This window comes from Bradyrhizobium diazoefficiens (assembly GCF_016612535.1).
Taxonomy (GTDB): domain Bacteria; phylum Pseudomonadota; class Alphaproteobacteria; order Rhizobiales; family Xanthobacteraceae; genus Bradyrhizobium; species Bradyrhizobium diazoefficiens_C.
The window spans coordinates 311,439-327,756 of sequence record NZ_JAENXS010000001.1 but is presented as its reverse complement, the minus strand read 5'-3'; the positions used below and the strand labels follow the sequence as shown (position 1 = coordinate 327,756).

Below are 16,318 nucleotides of genomic sequence, written 5' to 3'. Positions count from 1 at the left end.
ATCCGCGCGACATGGACACATGCCAAAAGAACGAACATCTGTGCCCGAGGACGTGAGCGCCGAAGTATTATTTTTGCAAGATCATACCTGTTGTATCTGCCGCGAGCCAGGTAAGCGGATCCAAATTCATCATATTGATGGCAATCCAACCAACCATTTTGTGAATAATCTTGCAGTACTTTGTTTCGACGACCACGATCGGACTCAAGTTCGAGGTGGGTTTGGAAGAACGTTGCTCGCGGCCGAAGTAGAAAAGTATCGCGTCGATTGGATAGCGAGAGTGGCGGACCGCCGCGCGAGGGCTGACAATATCGCCATTGCTTCGATGTCGCGAACGATGAAGCCCGATTTGAGCGCTGAATGGAATCGTCCGTCCGACACGCAGTTAATCGCATATATCGAGCACCTCCCAAGCTTGCGCAAGGTTGCTCATGACCGAGCGCGTAATGACTGGGACTCTGGCGTTACTGGCCAAATGCGTGGTGCGGCCTTGGAAATCATCGATATCCTGGAACGGGTCCTGCTTCATCTATCCGCGTGGTATCCTCCGGATCATTTTGGACCAGATGGTGCCGGCAAATACTTCAACGACTATGTTGCTTCGCGTTATTTGTGGCACCGATCTGTCAGTGAGCCGGCCGGTCCGGGGAGCGGCGGCACGATGATACATATTCTAACCGCTCACGGGGTTATGGAAGATTTGTCGAGAACTGTTGAAGACATGGTTGAAGCCCTGGGGATGGGCGAGATCAATCTACCCCTTTGGCGGACAAAGTGGAGGGTGGCGGGTCGGTTTGCTCCATCTATCTTGGAACGTTTGTCCGAATTTTCGTCGCGCTTATTTTCGTGGCTGTCATGAGGTGCGAGGGTAGGTAAAGACCTCGGATGCTGCGACCTCATCTACTCCGACGCCTGCTTCGCCGCGAAATATGACCAGCACGCGGGAGACAATCTCGCGCGTGAACTGGCTTCGCTGAACTGGCAGCGTAAGGTTGGTTAGCCGCTCACAAGTGTGGTCGTTCAACACTCGACGGCGCAAGGCGTAACCCAACCTACGGGCTAAGTACATCCGGCGCCGCCGTAGATAGTTCGTATTGAACTTCGATCACGAAACTCGAACTGCTTAAGATCGAAACTATAGAGTAGCATGCCATTTCCCGTAGAGCGCAAAAGCTTACGGCTGAGGCATTCACCCGACTGAAGATACATGGCCTGAATGCCTTCGTGGTTTCGAATTTCGTACTTGAGCCACATCTTTCCGGAGATATGGCAGAATATCACAGCGTTTATAATTACGGCGATAAGAAAACTCTTCTGGTCCATTTGGTGTCTTCGATAACTCGACAAAGTGAAATCGAAGATGAACCAAAATAGGATAGCCCACGGCAAGAACTCGATAGTGAAGATCTCGTTATTTATCGCGTTGAGATGGATATCGTTCAGTATCGCCGTTGCGGCAAAAAGGGCGAGTGCTACCAAGGGGAGCAAGTCGACGCTCCAAGCGGGCAAAGGAGCTACTGCAACAAGCTTGTCCAATCCCTTCGAGAGAAAATGTTTTGGGATTGAAAACATGAGGGACAGGACGCAATAGGTTGTGTAGACGCCGATAACGTATTGCAATATCGGAATGTTAGCGTTCACCAAATCCGAGAAAGAGAATAGCTCCACGAAGCGACTTGGTACGAGATCAAAGTAGCCTGCGTTGAAAGATGCGACGGCCAATACATATCCGAGTGTAGTGGCAGCTAGTCCTTCTCCCAGCGTAATCTTGATGTTGAACATGAGAGCGCTCCTTAGACGCCGTCGGACGCTTAAGATGTTTCGTGTGAATGGCTTTGCGAATCAGGCTGCTAGAATAGCAAACGTGGCGATCGATTGACTAACTCAGCGTGCCTAGTACTGCTGCATCAGCCTTGGGATGTGAGTCATTTGGATAAGTTGGCGCTTTCTTGTTGGAAATAGTCCCACAAGAATATGAGAAGTAAAAAAGAGGCCGGGCTATTGCCCGGCCTCTTTCATCGTCGGATGAGTACAGCTCCCTCTTCACAACACCCGATTGCTCTCCTTCACCTTCTCCGCATCCAGATACACGCTGCTCCCCATCTCCTTGAACTTCGCGCTCATCTTCGCCATGCCGTCTTCGGCCGTCCCGCTCATCGACATCCCCACCGCAGCCGGATCATTCAGCGTCGCCGCATAGTCCCGCACGTCCTGCGTGATCTTCATCGAGCAGAACTTTGGTCCGCACATCGAGCAGAAATGGGCGACCTTGTGGGCTTCCTTCGGCAGGGTCTCGTCGTGGAAGTTTTTTGCGGTCTCGGGGTCGAGGCCGAGGTTGAACTGGTCGGTCCAGCGGAAGTCGAAACGCGCGCGGGAGAGCGCGTCGTCGCGGAGCTGGGCTGCGGGGTGGCCCTTGGCGAGGTCGCTCGCATGCGCGGCGATCTTGTAGGTGATGACGCCGACCTTGACGTCGTTGCGATCGGGCAGGCCGAGATGCTCCTTCGGCGTGACGTAGCAGAGCATGGCGCAGCCGAACCAGCCGATCATGGCTGCACCGATGCCCGAGGTGATGTGGTCGTAGCCCGGCGCGATGTCGGTGGTCAGCGGTCCAAGCGTGTAGAACGGCGCTTCGCCGCATTCCTTGAGCTGCTTGTCCATGTTGATCTTGATCTTGTGCATCGGCACATGGCCGGGGCCTTCGATCATGACCTGGCAGCCCTTGGCCCACGCGATTTTCGTCAGTTCGCCGAGCGTCTCGAGTTCAGCAAACTGTGCGCGGTCGTTGGCGTCGGCGATCGAGCCCGGGCGCAGGCCGTCGCCGAGCGAGAACGAAACGTCATACTTGCGCATGAGATCGCAGATCTCGTCGAAATGTGTGTAGAGGAAGCTTTCCTTGTGATGCGCCAGGCACCATTTCGCCATGATCGAGCCGCCGCGAGAAACAATGCCGGTGACGCGGTTGGCGGTGAGGTGGATGTAGGGCAGGCGCACGCCGGCGTGAATGGTGAAATAGTCGACGCCCTGCTCGCACTGCTCGATCAGCGTGTCCTTGTAGAGCTCCCAGGTCAGTTTGACCGGATCGCCGTCGCACTTCTCCAGCGCCTGATAAATCGGAACGGTGCCGATCGGCACCGGCGCGTTGCGCAGGATCCATTCGCGGGTGGTGTGGATGTTGCGGCCCGTCGAGAGGTCCATCACGGTGTCGGCGCCCCAGCGGATCGCCCACACCATCTTCTCGACCTCCTCCTCGACCGACGAGGTCACCGCGGAGTTGCCGATATTGGCGTTGATCTTGGTCAGGAAGTTGCGGCCGATGATCATCGGCTCGAGCTCACTGTGATTGATGTTGCAGGGGATGATGGCGCGACCGCGCGCGATCTCGGAACGCACGAACTCCGGGGTGATGAAGGCGGGGACTTCTGCGCCAAAGCTTTCGCCGTCGGCGAGCGCCTGTTCGGCGCGTTCGAGCTGCTGCTTGCGGCCGAGATTTTCGCGGGCGGCGACGTAGATCATCTCCTTGGTGATGATGCCGGCCCGCGCAAATTCGAGCTGGGTGATCTTGTGGCCGTCCAGCCCGCGCAGCGGCTGGTGATAGGCGGAGAAGGAGCGCGCGGCCTTGTCCGCGGAGACGCTGCCATTGTCCTCCGGCTTGATCTGGCGTCCCTCATATTCCTCGACGCCGCCGCGCTCCAGCACCCATGATTTGCGGCCGCGCGCGAGGCCGGCGTTGACGTCGATGGTGACGCTCGGGTCGGTGTAGGGGCCGGAGGTGTCGTAGACCGGCAGGTTCGGCTCGCCGGCGCCTTCGGAGAGGATGATCTCGCGCAAGGGCACGCGCATGTCGGGCGCGGCGTCGGGCGAGGCAAAGATTTTTCGCGAGGACGGCAGCGGGCCGGTGGTGACGGCGGGGACGGTCTTGTCGGGGTTGGAGCGGATGTTCATGGAATCCTCCGGTTTAATTGGTATGCGTGTGCGTCTGGGCGACGCTGGTGAGTTCTTGCTCCGTCATTGCGAGGAGCACTTGCGACGAAGCAATCCAGGCTGCCTCTGCGGAGAGACTCTGGATTGCTTCGCGTCGCTCGCAATGACGAGTGGAGAGAGTGTGTGTCACGCCGCCTCCTTCGACTGGCCGAGCCATTGTTTGACCCGCGCATCCGGGTCGGCATTTTGAGTAACGTCGGACACCACGGCGATGGAATCCGCGCCGGCGGCAAAGATCTCCGCGGCGTGTTCGAACTTGATGCCGCCGATCGCGACCAGCGGGATCGCGCCGACGCGCTTCTTCCACTCCGTGATTTTGGGAATGCCTTGCGGTTCGAAGCGCATCGACTTCAGCGTGGTGAAGAAGATCGGGCCGAGCGCGACGTAGTCGGGTTTTGCGGCGAGCGCAGTCGCAAGCTCTTCTTCGTCATGGGTGGAGATGCCGAGCGACAGGCCGGCCTCGCGGATGGCTGTCAAATCCGCGTCCGCCAGATCCTCCTGGCCGAGATGCAGGTACTTCGCCCCGGCGACGATCGCCGCGCGCCAATAGTCGTTCACGACCAGCTTGGCCTGCGTGCCCTTGGTGATCGCCAGCGCGTCGGTGACGATCTGGAGCGCGTCGCCGTCGTTCAAATCTTTTGCGCGCAGCTGGATCGTGCCAACGCCGAGCTTGGTCAGGCGCTCGACCCAGGCGAGGCTGTCGACGACGGGGTAGAATCGATCAGGATACGGCATGCCAGAACGGGGTCCCAACGACAGGGGTGGAGGGGCAGGCGAAATCGCGGGCGTTCATCAGCCCGGCTTCGTAAGCGGTGCGGCCGGCATCACAGCCGAGGCGGAAGGCGTTGGCCATGGCGACGGGATCGGCGGCCTTGGCGATGGCCGTGTTGAGCAGCACGGCATCGTAGCCGAGTTCGAGCGCCTCGGCCGCATGCGAGGGTGCGCCGATGCCGGCATCGACCACCAGCGTGACGTCGGGCAGGCGTTCGCGCATCAGCTTCAGCGCATCGCGATTGGTGATACCCTTCGCGCTGCCGATCGGAGCGGCCCACGGCATCACCACCTTGCAGCCGGCGTCGACCAGGCGGTTGGCGACCGAGAGGTCCTCGGTGCAATAGGGGAATACCTCAAAACCGTCCTTGATCAGGATCGCGGCGGCCTCGACCAGGCCGACGACGTCGGGCTGCAGCGTGTCGTTGTCGGCGATGACTTCGAGCTTGATCCAGGATGTGCCGAACAATTCGCGCGCGAGCTTTGCGGTGGTCACGGCTTCGCGCACGCTGCGGCAGCCGGCGGTGTTCGGCAGCACGGTGACGTCGAGCTCGCGGATCAGATTCCAGAAGGCGTCACCGGTCTTGCCACCGGCGGATTCACGGCGGAGCGAGACGGTGACGATGTTCGCGCCGGAGGCGCGGATCGCGCCTTGCATGATCGCAGGCGAGGGATAGAGCGCGCTGCCGATCAGCAGGCGGGAGGCGAAGGTTTTGCCGTAGAAGGTCACCATGTGGGAGGTGTCTCCTCAATCAATGCCGTCGTCCCGGCGAAGGCCGGGACCCATAACCACAGGCTTGCGTTGTGACGGTCGGTCTTTCTCCGCGCGCCCCAAGCGAGATCACGCGGTATGGGTCCCGGCCTTCGCCGGGACGACTCGTGGAGAGAGCTTGCCTGCAACATCCTCACCCTCCCTGCCGCGGCGTGATGATCTCGATCTCGTCGCCGGCCTTGAGCGCGGTCTCGGACCAGCGGCTTTTCGGAACGACGTCGTAATTCAGCGCGATCGCGAAATGGGTGCCCTCGTAGTCGAGCTCGCTGAGCAGTGCGTCCACACTCGCTGAGCTGATTTCGCGCTGCTCGCCATTGACGATCACACGCATTGCATCACCTCATTGTCGATCTGGCCGCGCTCGACGTAATTGAGCGTCAGCTCGGCGAGCGCCGGCGCGAGCAGGAAACCGTGGCGGTAGAGTCCGTTGACGCTGATCTTGCCGCCACGCACGCCGATGCGGGGCAGATTGTCGGGGAAGGCCGGACGGAGACCCGAGCCGAATTCGACGATGCGGGCCTCGCCAAAGGCAGGATGCACGGCATAGGCCGCGCCCAGCAGCTCCAGTGCGGAGCGGACGCTGACGCCGGTGTCCTCGGCCTCGATCGAGGTGGCGCCCAGCATGAACAGATTGTCCTCGCGCGGGATCACGTAGAGCGGCCAGCGCGGATGGATCAGCCGCACCGGGCGCGCCAGCTGCACCTCGTCGCTCTCGATCAGGATCATCTCGCCCTTGACGCCGCGCAGCTCCGGCTGTTCGTCGCGCGCGCCAAGGCCGCGGCAGTCGATCACGATGCCTTTAGGATTAAGGTTTGCGAGATCGGCGGCGCTGACGTCGCTTCCGAACTTGATGGTGCCGCCGGCGGCAACGATGCGCGCGTGCAGCTTCGGCAGCACGCGGCGCGGCTCGACATGGCCCTCGGTCGGGAAGAACAGCGCATCGCGGAAGCGGCCTTCCAGCGACGGCTCGAGCGCGGCGAGGCCGCTCGCATCGAGCCGGCGATGGCCTTCTGTCATCCGCGCAAAGCGCTCGAAATCGTTGCGCTCGCGCGGATGCGCCACGACCAGCGAGCCGTTGAAGGGCGTGTCCGGCAATTCGCGCCGCCAGATGTCGAGCGAGCGCAGGCCGAGCCTGGAGATGATGGGTTCGGCGACCTCCGCCTCGCAATACGGCGCGAGCATGCCGCCGGCCCAGTGGCTGGTGGCGTCGGTCATGCCTGCGTCACTGCGCTCGTGTAAGGTCACGGCATGGCCGGCCTGCGCGAACAACAGCGCCTGCCAGGCTCCGGCTATGCCTGCACCGATGATGGATACCGTGGAATCCGGTCGCTTGGTCGTCTGCAACATCCCTGTCCCTTCGCCGGCATGACCCGGATCAGGTTCAAAGGGTCACCGCGGTCCTGGGCGTTCCCATCTTCGGGATTGCCCATTTAGCGGTATCTCAGCTCCTCCTCGGAGCACCCCTCGGAACGGCTCTAATGTAGGCCAGTCGCGGCCTGTGTCAACGCATGTTCCCGGGAACCTGCGCCCGCGCGTTGCGGATGCGCTGCGCCAGCTTGCGATGCGGCAGAGGGCCGAACATCGGCTGCGGATTGCCGTTCGGCTCCAGTTGGGTCTCGAAGCTCGCCTCTCGCACGGCTTGCTGGCGCTGCTGCTTTGCAACGTAGTAATAGCCGCCCGCGAAATAACGAATGGCTCGGGCGTGGTCGCCGTTCGCCGCGTGATAGGCGCCGGCGAGGTACTTCACCGCATAAGTGAGATTGGTGTCGGGATCGCGCAGGCCGGCGGCATCGCCGGTGTAGCCGAGGCCGCGGGCGGTCGCGAGCTTGATCTGCATCAGCCCGATGGTGCCGCCATGGCCGACCAGGCCGGGTTGATAGCGGCTTTCGCGCATGATGACGCGATGCACCAGCGCTTCCGGCACGCCGTTGGCGCGCGCGTGGGCCGCGACCATCTCGGCATATTCGGCCTCACCCGCGAAGGCGGCCTGCGACGACACCAGTCCGGCCGCGAGCAGCGCGGCGACGCGCAAAATTTTCATCAGATACCCCGGATTGCCTGAATGGCTCGCGCCAAGCTGCCGTTAGGCCTCCCGAACGCGGCGATGATGTGACCAAACGCCGCCGTCGGCGATTTCGCGGGCCCCGAGCCGTCGTGATGACTCAATGCTGGCGCAGGGATCCCTCGGGCGAACGAACCCGCTCGCGACAGCACGCCTGTCTATTCGCGCTGCTCGGCGAAAGCGAGTATGAAAGCCGTTGCGAATCGGGAGAGGTGCCATGACAAAAGCCAACACGGCGGCAGCACACACCGGCGACATCCCCAGACAGAACCCCTGTGCCCAATGCGGCACGCCGATCCAACGGCCGGACTGGATCGAGCCGGGCGAGGGACGCATCTCTTATCTCTGGAATTGCCGCGCCTGCGGCTATCGCTTCGAGGCGGTGGCGATCTTCGACGAGGCGGCTATCGCGCTGGCGGCTTAAGCCGCCAGCCGCGGCTGCTGCCACACCGGCAATTGCATCCGCACGATCAGCCCGTGCGGCTGGCGGTCGTGCAGCGACAACTCGCCGCCATGGGCGAGCGCGATCGCGCGCGCGATCGACAGGCCGAGGCCGAAGCCGGTGGAATCGTCCATGGTGCGCGCGTCGTCGCCGCGCACGAACGGCTCCAGCATCTCCTGCTTGCGCGCATCCGAAATGCCGGGGCCGTCGTCCTCGACGTCGATGACGAGCTTGGTGCCGGAGACATCGAGGCGGATCGTCACCTCGGCGCCGAAGCGCACCGCGTTCTCGACCAGATTGGTGACGCCGCGATGCAGATCGTCGGGACGGGCGGCGGCGGTCGCCGACAGCGGTCCCTCGTAATGCACGACATGGCCCATGTCGCCGAACTGGTCGGCGATGAGCTGCAGCGTGCTCGCGATGTCGACCAGCGTCACCGCCTCGACCTTGCGGTCGTTGCGCAACAGCGACAGCACGCTTTCCAGCATCGAGCGCATCTGGTCGAGGTCGATCAGCATGCGCTTGCGGTTGCCCTCGTCCTCGATGAACTCGGCGCGCAGGCGCAGTCGCGTGATCGGGGTGCGCAGATCGTGGCTGATCGCCGCCAGCATGCGGGTGCGATCCGACATCAGGCCGGCGATCCGCTCATGCATGCGGTTGAGCGCACGCGCGACCAGGCGGATCTCCTCCGGTCCGCGCTCGGGCAGCGGCTCGGCGGTGCCGTCCAGGCTGAAATTCTCGGCGGCCTTGGCAAAGGCCGACAATGGCGTCGCCAGCGCGCGCGCCGCCCACACGCCGAGCACGCTGATACAGATGAAGGCCGTCATCAGCGTGATGAGCCACGGCCCGCCCCAGAACCACGGCCGCGGGCCGTTCTCGACATGGCCCGCGATCACGGTGCCGTCGGGCAATTGCACGCCGATGCGATGTACGCCGCCCTCGGGCGCGAGCTGCACCACCTTGTAGCCGCGGCCGAGATGGCGGCGGAGCCCGTGCAGGTGCTGGCTTTCGCTGTCCTCAATCACCGTCGCCGTGCCCGGTGCTGATGTCTCGAGGTTGAGCTTCGGGAAGGCGCGCGCGAGATCTGCGGTGAGGCGCGGCCGGTCATCCGGCTCGGCCGAGCCGAGCAGCAGCGCTGCATCCATCAATTGGGGCGCGCCGTCCGGCGGCGCGTCCGGGCGGTCGGGCCGGTTGATCAGGAAGGCGGTGGTGACGACGAGATGCAGCGCGACCGTCGAGGCCAGCACCAGCGCGGCAATCTGCCCGCCGATGCCCTTGAGGTGGAAGAACCCAAACGGCCTCATCGCCTTAACGCCCCGTCAGCTGCTCGGGGGCGTCGTAACCGCTTCCGTGCTCGCTACTTCAGTTCTTGGCGTAAACAGGTAGCCGCCGGACCGCACCGTCTTGATGAGGGTCGGATCGGCCGGATTGGGCTCGATCTTGCGGCGGATGCGGCTGACCAGCACGTCGATGGAGCGCTCGAACGAGCCGGTGTTGCGCCCCTGCGTGAGGTCGAGCAGGCTGTCGCGCGACAGCACGCGGCCGGGCCGCTCGCAGAACGTCCTGAGCAGGTCGAACTCGGCGCTGGTCACCGCGACGCGGGCGCCTTCCGGATTGCGCAACTCGCGCAGCCGCAGGTCGATACGCCAGCCTTCGAAGGCGAGCGTGGATGCGCCCTCGATCGAGCTTGCGGCCTGCGCGGAGGCCTGGCGCCGCAGCACCGCGTTGATGCGGGCGAGCAGCTCGCGCGGGTTGAACGGCTTCGGCAGATAGTCGTCCGCGCCCATCTCGAGGCCGACGATGCGGTCGACGTCCTCGCCGCGCGCGGTCAGCATGATGATCGGCGTCTGCGCCTCCGAGCGCACCTTGCGGCACAGGCTGAGACCGTCCTCGCCGGGCAACATGACGTCGAGGATGATGAGATCAACGCGGTGGTCGGACATGGCGCGCGACATCTCGCGGCCGTCGCTCACGGCGGTGACGTTGCAGGCGTTGTTGCGCAGGTACTTCGCAATCAACGTCCGCGTTTCGCGGTCGTCCTCGACGACCAGGATGTTGGGAGAAGGAATGGCCATGAGCTTTGTTTGTCCAAGATTCGGGCCAAAAGGCGAAGATTTTTGTTACAGTTTGTTTCCGGATATGTTTCCGCAACACCCCGCAACGACCGCGTAGTCGCACGGCAAGGTCTCGTTAAGGCCGTTAACCATACCGTGGCGCAGGAATGTACGAAACCCCGCAAAAGCCACGGTGCCCTCATGACCTCGATTTCGGCGGCCTCCGCCGGTAACTACCAGTCGCCGCTGCAAAAGCTGCAGCAGGAATTGCAATCGGAAGTTTCCGACGGCACGATCTCCTCGTCGGACCAGTCCGCGCTCACGACCGCGCTGCAAGACATCGATACCTCGCTCCAGCAGAGCCGCTCCAGCGACCAGTCCAGCGGCACCAAGCCGTCCAAGGATGGCCTGAAGTCGAAGATCGACGACCTCATCGCGGGCGAAGTCTCGAACGGGACGCTGACGTCGAGCCAGGCCGACGAACTGAAAGGTGTGTTTCAGTCCGCCTTCGCCAAGGGGCCCGGTGGTGCAGGTGGCCCGCCGCCCGGTCCGCCGCCGTCGGACGACGGCTCTTCGGATTCCGCGTCGTCGACGGATTCGACGAGCAGCAGCTCGACCGAGTCCAGCACGGCCAAGATCCTCGAGCAGTTCCTCCAGGCGCTGCAGCAGTCGCAGTCCTCGAGCTCGTCCTATGGCGCCAATGGCAGCACCACGAGTTCGTCGAGCAGCTCGGATTTCTCCGCGCTTCTGATCGACTACCAGAGCTGACCTGAGCGACGCAGGTCGGCGCGTTCCTCGCCGCGATCGTGCTACATCCCAGGGCGCAAGATCGTCGGCGGGGAACCGCACAACGTTCCTGTGTGACGCAGGAACCTTCGTCGCAACGCAGCACCGCATTGCGCAACGAAATTGCCGCAGCTCAGGAACTGCACGTGCTCGTGGCTGTTCTCCCCGCACAAGTTTTCTGCTGAAGGAGAGGACAACCATGTTGATGAAATCGATCGCCGCCGGTCTTGCCGGCACCGCTTTGCTTGCGACCGTTGCGTTCGCGCAAAACCCGACCACCACCACCGACAAGACGCCCAATGCGGCTAACACCGCAACCACCACAACCACGAGCGCATCGGGCGAATGGCGTGTGTCGAAGATGGCGGGCGTGAAGGTCTATAACGAGTCCAACGAGAACATTGGCTCGATCAACGACCTGCTGATGGACAAGAGCGGCGCCGTGAAGATCGCCGTGATTGGCGTCGGCGGCTTCCTCGGCATGGGCGAGCATCTGGTCGCCGTGCCGTACGAGAAGCTGAAATTCGTCAATGAGGCCGTGGCCTATACCGGCACCGGCGCGAACCCGGGCGCCAAGCCCGCCGCGTCCACCACCACCGGCGCTGCGACCGGCACCGAGAAGACGACCACGACGACGTCGTCGGGCTCAAAGTGGTATCCGGACCACGCCGTGTTCAACGCGACCAAGGACCAGCTGAAGAACATGCCCGAGTTCAAGTACTCGGAGTGATGCGGAGCACGTGATGGCCTAAACGCAGCACGCCCGGTTTTCACCGGGCGCGCTGTCGTGTCTCTTGTTACCTCGCCCCGCAAGAGCGGGGCGAGGGGGAAGATTTTTTACTTCACCAGCGGGCAGCCGCCCTTGTCGAGCGGGCGGAAGGCCTCGTCGCCGGGCACGGTGGCGATCAGCTTGTAGAGGTCCCACTCGCCCTTGGACTCGTCCGGCTTCTTCACCTCGAACAGATACATGTCGTGGACCATGCGGCCGTCGATGCGGATCTTGCCGTTTTTGGCGAAGAAGTCGTTCACCGGCGTGGCGCGCATCTGCGCCATCACCTTCGGCGCCTCGTCGGTCTTGATGGCGTCGATCGCCTTCAGATAGTGCATGGTCGCCGAATAGAGGCCGGCCTGGATCATGGTCGGCATGTGGCCGACCTTCTCGTTGAAGCGCTTCGAGAAGGCGCGCGTCTCGTCGTTCATGTCCCAGTAGAATGCGTCGGTGACGATCAGGCCCTGGGTGGCCTTGACGCCGAGGGAGTGGACGTCGGTGATTTCCAGCAGCAGCGCGATCATCTTCTGACCGCCTTGCATCAGGCCGAATTCGGCGGCCTGCTTCAGCGCGTTGGTGGTGTCGCCGCCGGCATCCGCCAGTGCGACCACCTTGGCCTTGGAAGCCTGGGCCTGGAGCAGGAAGGAGGAGAAGTCCGACGAGTTGAGCGGATGCCGGACGTCGCCGAGCACCTTGCCGCCGCTCTCCTTGACCACGTTGGCGGCGTCGCGCTCGAGCGCCATGCCGAAGGCGTAGTCGGCAGTGATGAAGAACCAGGTGTCCTCGCCGCGCTTCACCATCGCCTTGCCGGCAACGTTCGACAGCGCATAGGTGTCGTAGGTCCAGTGCACCGTGTTCGGCGAGCACGCCGTGCCGGTGATGTCGGAGGAGCCGCCGCCGGAATTGATGTTGATCTTGTTCTTCTCGCGCGTCAGCGCCGAGATCGGCAGCGCCACTGATGATGTCGGCACGTCGAAGATCGCGTCAACCTTCTCGTTGTCGTACCAGTTGCGGGCGATGTTGACGCCGACGTCGGGCTTGTTCTGGTGGTCGGCGGCGACCACTGCGACCTGCTTGCCGGCGACCTTGCCGCCGTAATCGGCGACCGCCATCTCGACGGCGGCGAGCGAGCCCTTGCCGGTCGCATCCGCATAGAGGCTCGACATGTCGGTGAGCACGCCGATCTTGACGATTTCGTCGGAAATCTGCGCCTGCGCCGTGCCGCAGCTGGCGGCGATGGCGAAGCTGGCCGCGACCGCGGCAATGAGTTTATGCATGTTATTTCTCCCTTTGTGTTGTTGTTTGGGCATTGTTGCGGGGACGTTCTAGCCGCAATCGACGCTGCCGCAAAGCCAGGGGGGTGCAAGGGCGTCGGGAGTAAACGGGTGGCTCCGTTATTCCGGCGCACGAATTATGATGCGCAATTGTGCATCTGAGAAACCATTCATCCGCTCACCGCTCAGGCGCTGCTGCCTTTGAGCCGTTCGTTGCGTCGGCGCAAGCCCTCCAGGGTGGCGAGGAGGATGACCGAGACCGTCGTCAAAATCACTGCCGCGGCCGTGATGGTCGGGCTGATGTTCTCGCGGATGCCGCTGAACATCTCGCGCGGCAGGGTGCGCTGCTCGGGACCGGCCATGAACAGCACGATCACTACCTCGTCGAAACTGGTCGCGAAGGCGAACAGCGCGCCTGACGCGATCCCCGGCAGGATCAGCGGCAGGATCACGCGGCGGAACGCTTGAAGCGGCGAGGCGCCGAGCGAGGCGGCGGCGCGTGCCAGGTTGGTGTCGAAGCTTTGCAGCGTCGCACCGACCGTGATCACCACAAAGGGCGTCGCCAGCGCGGTGTGGGCCAGGATCAAGCCGAGATAACTGCCGGTCAGTCCGATCGGCGCGAAGAAGAAATACAGGCCGACCGCGGTGATGACACCGGGCACGACGACCGGCGACAGCACGAAAGCCAGTACCAGCGGCTTGAATCGGCTCTTCCATTGCGCCAGCCCCAACGCGGCGAGCGTGCCGAGCACCATCGACACCACGGTCGAGGCTACGCCGATGATCATGCTGTTCTTCAGCGAATTCATCCAGCGCGGCGAACTGATGAAATCGTCGTACCAGCGCAAGGAGAGGCCCGGCAGCGGATAAGTGAGGTACGAGCCCGAGCTGAAGGACAGCGGCATGATCGCCAGGATGGGCGCGATCAGGAAGATGAACACCAGCGTCGAGATGGCGATGGTCGCGGTCCATGCGATGCGCTGGCTGGGCGTGCGCAGGGAAGGGGTGTCGCTCAATTCTTCATGCCTCCCGTGACCTGCTGGCCCTGCACCAGCTTGCCGTAGACGAGCGCGAGCAGAATAGTCGCCAGCAGCAGCACCGCACCCAGCGCCGAAGCAAGGCCCCAATTGGCGGTCTCGGTGGTGTAGAGCGCGATGAAGTAGCTGATCATCTGATCGGCGGCGCCGCCGACGAGGGCGGGCGTGATGTAGTAGCCGAGCGCCAGGATGAAGACGAGCAGGCCTCCCGCGCCGATGCCGGGCAGGGTTTGCGGCAGATAGATCCGCAGGAACGCGGTGAGGGGTGGCGCACCGAGCGAGGCGGCGGCACGCATGTAGGCGGGCGAGATCGCCTTCATGCTGCTGTACAGCGGCAGGATCATGAACGGCAGGAGTACGTGGGTCATGGCCACGCAGACACCGAAGCGGTTGTAGATCAGGCGCAACGGCTCGTCGATGATGCCAAGCCAGTGCAGGCTGTCGTTAACGACACCCTTGCTCTGCAACAAGACGATCCAGGCGCAGGTGCGGACCAGAAGCGACGTCCAGAACGGCAGCAGCACGAATATCATCAACAGGTTCGAGCGCCGGGGCGGCAGCGTCGCCAGCAGGTAAGCGACCGGGAAGCCAAGGATCAGGCAGAGTACGGTGACACCGAGGCTGATGAGGAAGGTGCGGGCGAAAATTTCGCGGTAGATGGCCTGATCCGGTGGGGCCGAGACGATCGCGCCGTCCACGTTCCGCGTCAGGTCGAGCGCCGCCAGAAGGTAGAAGCCGGTGACGGGACCACCGGCGTCCTTGATCGTGGTCCAGGTGGTGCGTTCGCGCCAGGCTGGGTTGATCTTGCCCAACGTCTCCTTTGCCGTGTCGGGCTCCGGCGCCGTCTTCAGATGGCGCGCGGTGCCGGTCAGAATCGTGCGAAATCCATTCAGGGCGTAATTGAGCCGCTTGGCCGCAATCGCAATGGTGCCGGCTCCGCGCGCGGACAGGATGTCGCTTGCCAGTGCCGCGTAGGCCTTTTCGTCCGGCAGGTCCTTGCCATCCCAATTGGCGAGCGCCGCGACAGTTTTCGGCAGCGCCTGACGCACCTCCCGGTCGTCGACCGCGCGCCACAGCATGCCGGCGATCGGGCCTGCGAAGGTGAAGAGCAGGAAGACGAGAAGCGGGGCTACCAGCGCCAATGCCTTGACCTGGCGCGTCCGCTCGGCACGCCTCAATCGGCGCTTGAGCGGCACCTCGGTCGACGCATCGGCACCGGTCAGGAGCGCATCCGTCATTGCTCGGGCCTTGGGGCTGCGCTATTTCGCGGCCCATTTGTTGAAGCGCTCGGTCAGGCGGTCGATGTTCTCGAGCCAGAAGGCAACGTTGATCTCGACCGCGTTCTTGATGTTGTCAGGTGCCGTCGGCAGGTTCTTCAGGACGGCCGGCTGGATCAGAGCGGCGGCGTCCTTGTTCGAGGTGCCATAGGCAATGTTCTCCGACAGTTTCGACTGGTTTTCCGCCTTGCCTGCGAAGTCCAGGAACTTGTAGGCCGCGTCCTTGTTCGGGCTCCCCTTCAGGATGACCCAGCTGTCGAGCGTGAAGAGCGCGCCGTCCCACACCATGCCAAAGTTTTTCTTCTCGTTCTTGTTCGCCATGTCGATGCGGCCATTGTAGACCGAGGTCATCACCACCTCGCCGGAGGCGAGCAATTGCGGCGGCTGGGCGCCGGCCTTCCACCAGACGATGTCGCCCTTGATGGTGTCGAGCTTCCTAAACGCGCGCTCGATGCCCTCGTCGGTCGCCAGCACCTTGTAGACGTCCTTCGGTGCGACGCCGTCGGCCATGAGCGCGATCTCCAGCGTGGTCTTCGGGCCCTGCCGCAGGCCGCGCTTGCCCGGAATCTTCTTGGTGTCGAAGAAGTCGGCCCAGCCCTTGGGGGCGTCCTTCAGCTTGTCCTTGTCGTAGCCGAGGACGAAATCGTAGAGGATGGCGCCGACGCCGCAGGGGTTGACGGATGGCGGGATATAGGCGGCCTCGCCGCCGATCTTGGAATAGTCCAGCTTCTCGAACAGGCCTTCCTCGCAGCCGACCGCCAGTTCGTCGCTCTCGACCTGGACCACGTCCCAGGTGGCAGCACCACCCTGCACCTTGGCGCGCAGCACGCCGACGCCGCCGTCCCAGGACTCGTCGTTCATGCCAACGCCGGTCGCCTTCTTGAACGGCTCGAAATAGACCTTCTTCTGGGCATCCTGATACGCGCCGCCCCACGACACGATTGTGAGGTCACGCGCCTGCGCGACCGTGGCCAGCGCAGCGCTGGCGCTGAACGCCGCGGCGAAACCCAGAGCAATCTTGCCAGTCTTGCGCTTCAGCATGGTCTTCGTTCCTTCTTCATGTGCGTTGCGTTGAGGTTGATTGATGCAGGTT

General features: G+C 63.0%; 17 protein-coding genes and 1 riboswitch. Of the genes, 4 read left to right on the top strand and 13 right to left on the bottom strand.

Annotated elements, in window-relative coordinates; all coding sequences use genetic code 11:
- Positions 1–19 precede the first annotated feature (19 nt).
- Complete coding sequence (locus tag JJE66_RS01505; RefSeq protein WP_200512368.1) at positions 20–859, top strand: HNH endonuclease; 840 nt, start codon at positions 20–22, stop codon at positions 857–859.
- A gap of 200 nt (positions 860–1,059) precedes the next feature.
- Here the strand turns inward: JJE66_RS01505 and JJE66_RS01500 are convergent, their stop codons facing one another.
- The 7 genes from JJE66_RS01500 to JJE66_RS01470 form a co-directional block, all read right to left on the bottom strand.
- Positions 1,060–1,782 (bottom strand): hypothetical protein, encoded by a 723-nt coding sequence (locus JJE66_RS01500; RefSeq protein WP_200512367.1) that lies wholly within the window; start codon positions 1,780–1,782, stop codon positions 1,060–1,062.
- 261 nt (positions 1,783–2,043) lie between these two features.
- Positions 2,044–3,942, bottom strand: coding sequence for a phosphomethylpyrimidine synthase ThiC (gene thiC, locus JJE66_RS01495; RefSeq protein ID WP_200512366.1), 1,899 nt, complete (start codon positions 3,940–3,942; stop codon positions 2,044–2,046).
- A gap of 165 nt (positions 3,943–4,107) precedes the next feature.
- The gene (locus JJE66_RS01490; RefSeq protein ID WP_200512365.1) at positions 4,108–4,716 is read right to left on the bottom strand and encodes a thiamine phosphate synthase; all 609 of its coding nucleotides are present in this window, start codon (positions 4,714–4,716) and stop codon (positions 4,108–4,110) included.
- Positions 4,703–5,485: a thiazole synthase gene (locus tag JJE66_RS01485; RefSeq protein ID WP_200512364.1), complete on the bottom strand. Its 783-nt coding sequence runs from the start codon at positions 5,483–5,485 to the stop codon at positions 4,703–4,705. The genes JJE66_RS01490 and JJE66_RS01485 overlap by 14 nt, the downstream gene beginning before the upstream one ends.
- 172 nt (positions 5,486–5,657) lie before the next feature.
- The gene (gene thiS, locus JJE66_RS01480; RefSeq protein WP_200512363.1) at positions 5,658–5,855 is read right to left on the bottom strand and encodes a sulfur carrier protein ThiS; all 198 of its coding nucleotides are present in this window, start codon (positions 5,853–5,855) and stop codon (positions 5,658–5,660) included.
- The gene (locus JJE66_RS01475; RefSeq protein WP_200512362.1) at positions 5,846–6,871 is read right to left on the bottom strand and encodes an FAD-dependent oxidoreductase; all 1,026 of its coding nucleotides are present in this window, start codon (positions 6,869–6,871) and stop codon (positions 5,846–5,848) included. Before JJE66_RS01475 ends, thiS begins: the two co-directional genes overlap by 10 nt.
- Positions 6,859–6,999: riboswitch (TPP riboswitch) on the bottom strand. Its footprint overlaps the gene before it by 13 nt.
- Before the next feature lie 26 nt (positions 7,000–7,025).
- Positions 7,026–7,565 (bottom strand): lytic transglycosylase domain-containing protein, encoded by a 540-nt coding sequence (locus JJE66_RS01470; RefSeq protein ID WP_200512361.1) that lies wholly within the window; start codon positions 7,563–7,565, stop codon positions 7,026–7,028.
- A 238-nt stretch (positions 7,566–7,803) separates the two neighbouring features.
- On the opposite strand from JJE66_RS01470, the gene JJE66_RS01465 reads away from it, so the two are divergent.
- On the top strand, positions 7,804–8,010 hold the full coding sequence (locus JJE66_RS01465; protein ID WP_200512360.1) for a hypothetical protein: 207 nt from the start codon (positions 7,804–7,806) through the stop codon (positions 8,008–8,010).
- On the opposite strand, the gene JJE66_RS01460 is transcribed toward JJE66_RS01465, so the two are convergent.
- Both JJE66_RS01460 and JJE66_RS01455 read right to left on the bottom strand, forming a co-directional pair.
- Entirely contained in the window at positions 8,007–9,332 is a 1,326-nt protein-coding gene (locus JJE66_RS01460; protein ID WP_200512359.1) for an ATP-binding protein, read from the bottom strand. The genes JJE66_RS01465 and JJE66_RS01460 overlap by 4 nt on opposite strands.
- 15 nt (positions 9,333–9,347) lie before the next feature.
- Positions 9,348–10,103 carry a response regulator gene (locus tag JJE66_RS01455; protein WP_200512358.1) on the bottom strand — a complete coding sequence of 252 codons (756 nt, stop codon included), beginning with the start codon at positions 10,101–10,103 and terminating at the stop codon, positions 9,348–9,350.
- A 180-nt stretch (positions 10,104–10,283) separates the two neighbouring features.
- Between JJE66_RS01455 and JJE66_RS01450 the strand changes: the two genes are divergently transcribed.
- Positions 10,284–10,850 (top strand): hypothetical protein, encoded by a 567-nt coding sequence (locus tag JJE66_RS01450; RefSeq protein ID WP_200512357.1) that lies wholly within the window; start codon positions 10,284–10,286, stop codon positions 10,848–10,850.
- Positions 10,851–11,067: 217 nt separating this feature from the next.
- A complete protein-coding gene (locus JJE66_RS01445; protein WP_200512356.1) occupies positions 11,068–11,598 on the top strand; it encodes a PRC-barrel domain-containing protein in 531 nt (176 codons plus the stop codon).
- A 107-nt stretch (positions 11,599–11,705) separates the two neighbouring features.
- Here the strand turns inward: JJE66_RS01445 and JJE66_RS01440 are convergent, their stop codons facing one another.
- From JJE66_RS01440 to JJE66_RS01425, 4 genes are all read right to left on the bottom strand, one after another.
- Complete coding sequence (locus tag JJE66_RS01440; RefSeq protein WP_200512355.1) at positions 11,706–12,914, bottom strand: ABC transporter substrate-binding protein; 1,209 nt, start codon at positions 12,912–12,914, stop codon at positions 11,706–11,708.
- Positions 12,915–13,096: 182 nt separating this feature from the next.
- Complete coding sequence (locus JJE66_RS01435) at positions 13,097–13,927, bottom strand: ABC transporter permease (protein WP_200512354.1); 831 nt, start codon at positions 13,925–13,927, stop codon at positions 13,097–13,099.
- Positions 13,924–15,186 carry an ABC transporter permease gene (locus JJE66_RS01430; protein WP_200512353.1) on the bottom strand — a complete coding sequence of 421 codons (1,263 nt, stop codon included), beginning with the start codon at positions 15,184–15,186 and terminating at the stop codon, positions 13,924–13,926. The genes JJE66_RS01435 and JJE66_RS01430 overlap by 4 nt, the downstream gene beginning before the upstream one ends.
- A gap of 21 nt (positions 15,187–15,207) precedes the next feature.
- Positions 15,208–16,266: an ABC transporter substrate-binding protein gene (locus JJE66_RS01425; protein ID WP_200512352.1), complete on the bottom strand. Its 1,059-nt coding sequence runs from the start codon at positions 16,264–16,266 to the stop codon at positions 15,208–15,210.
- Positions 16,267–16,318 lie beyond the last annotated feature (52 nt).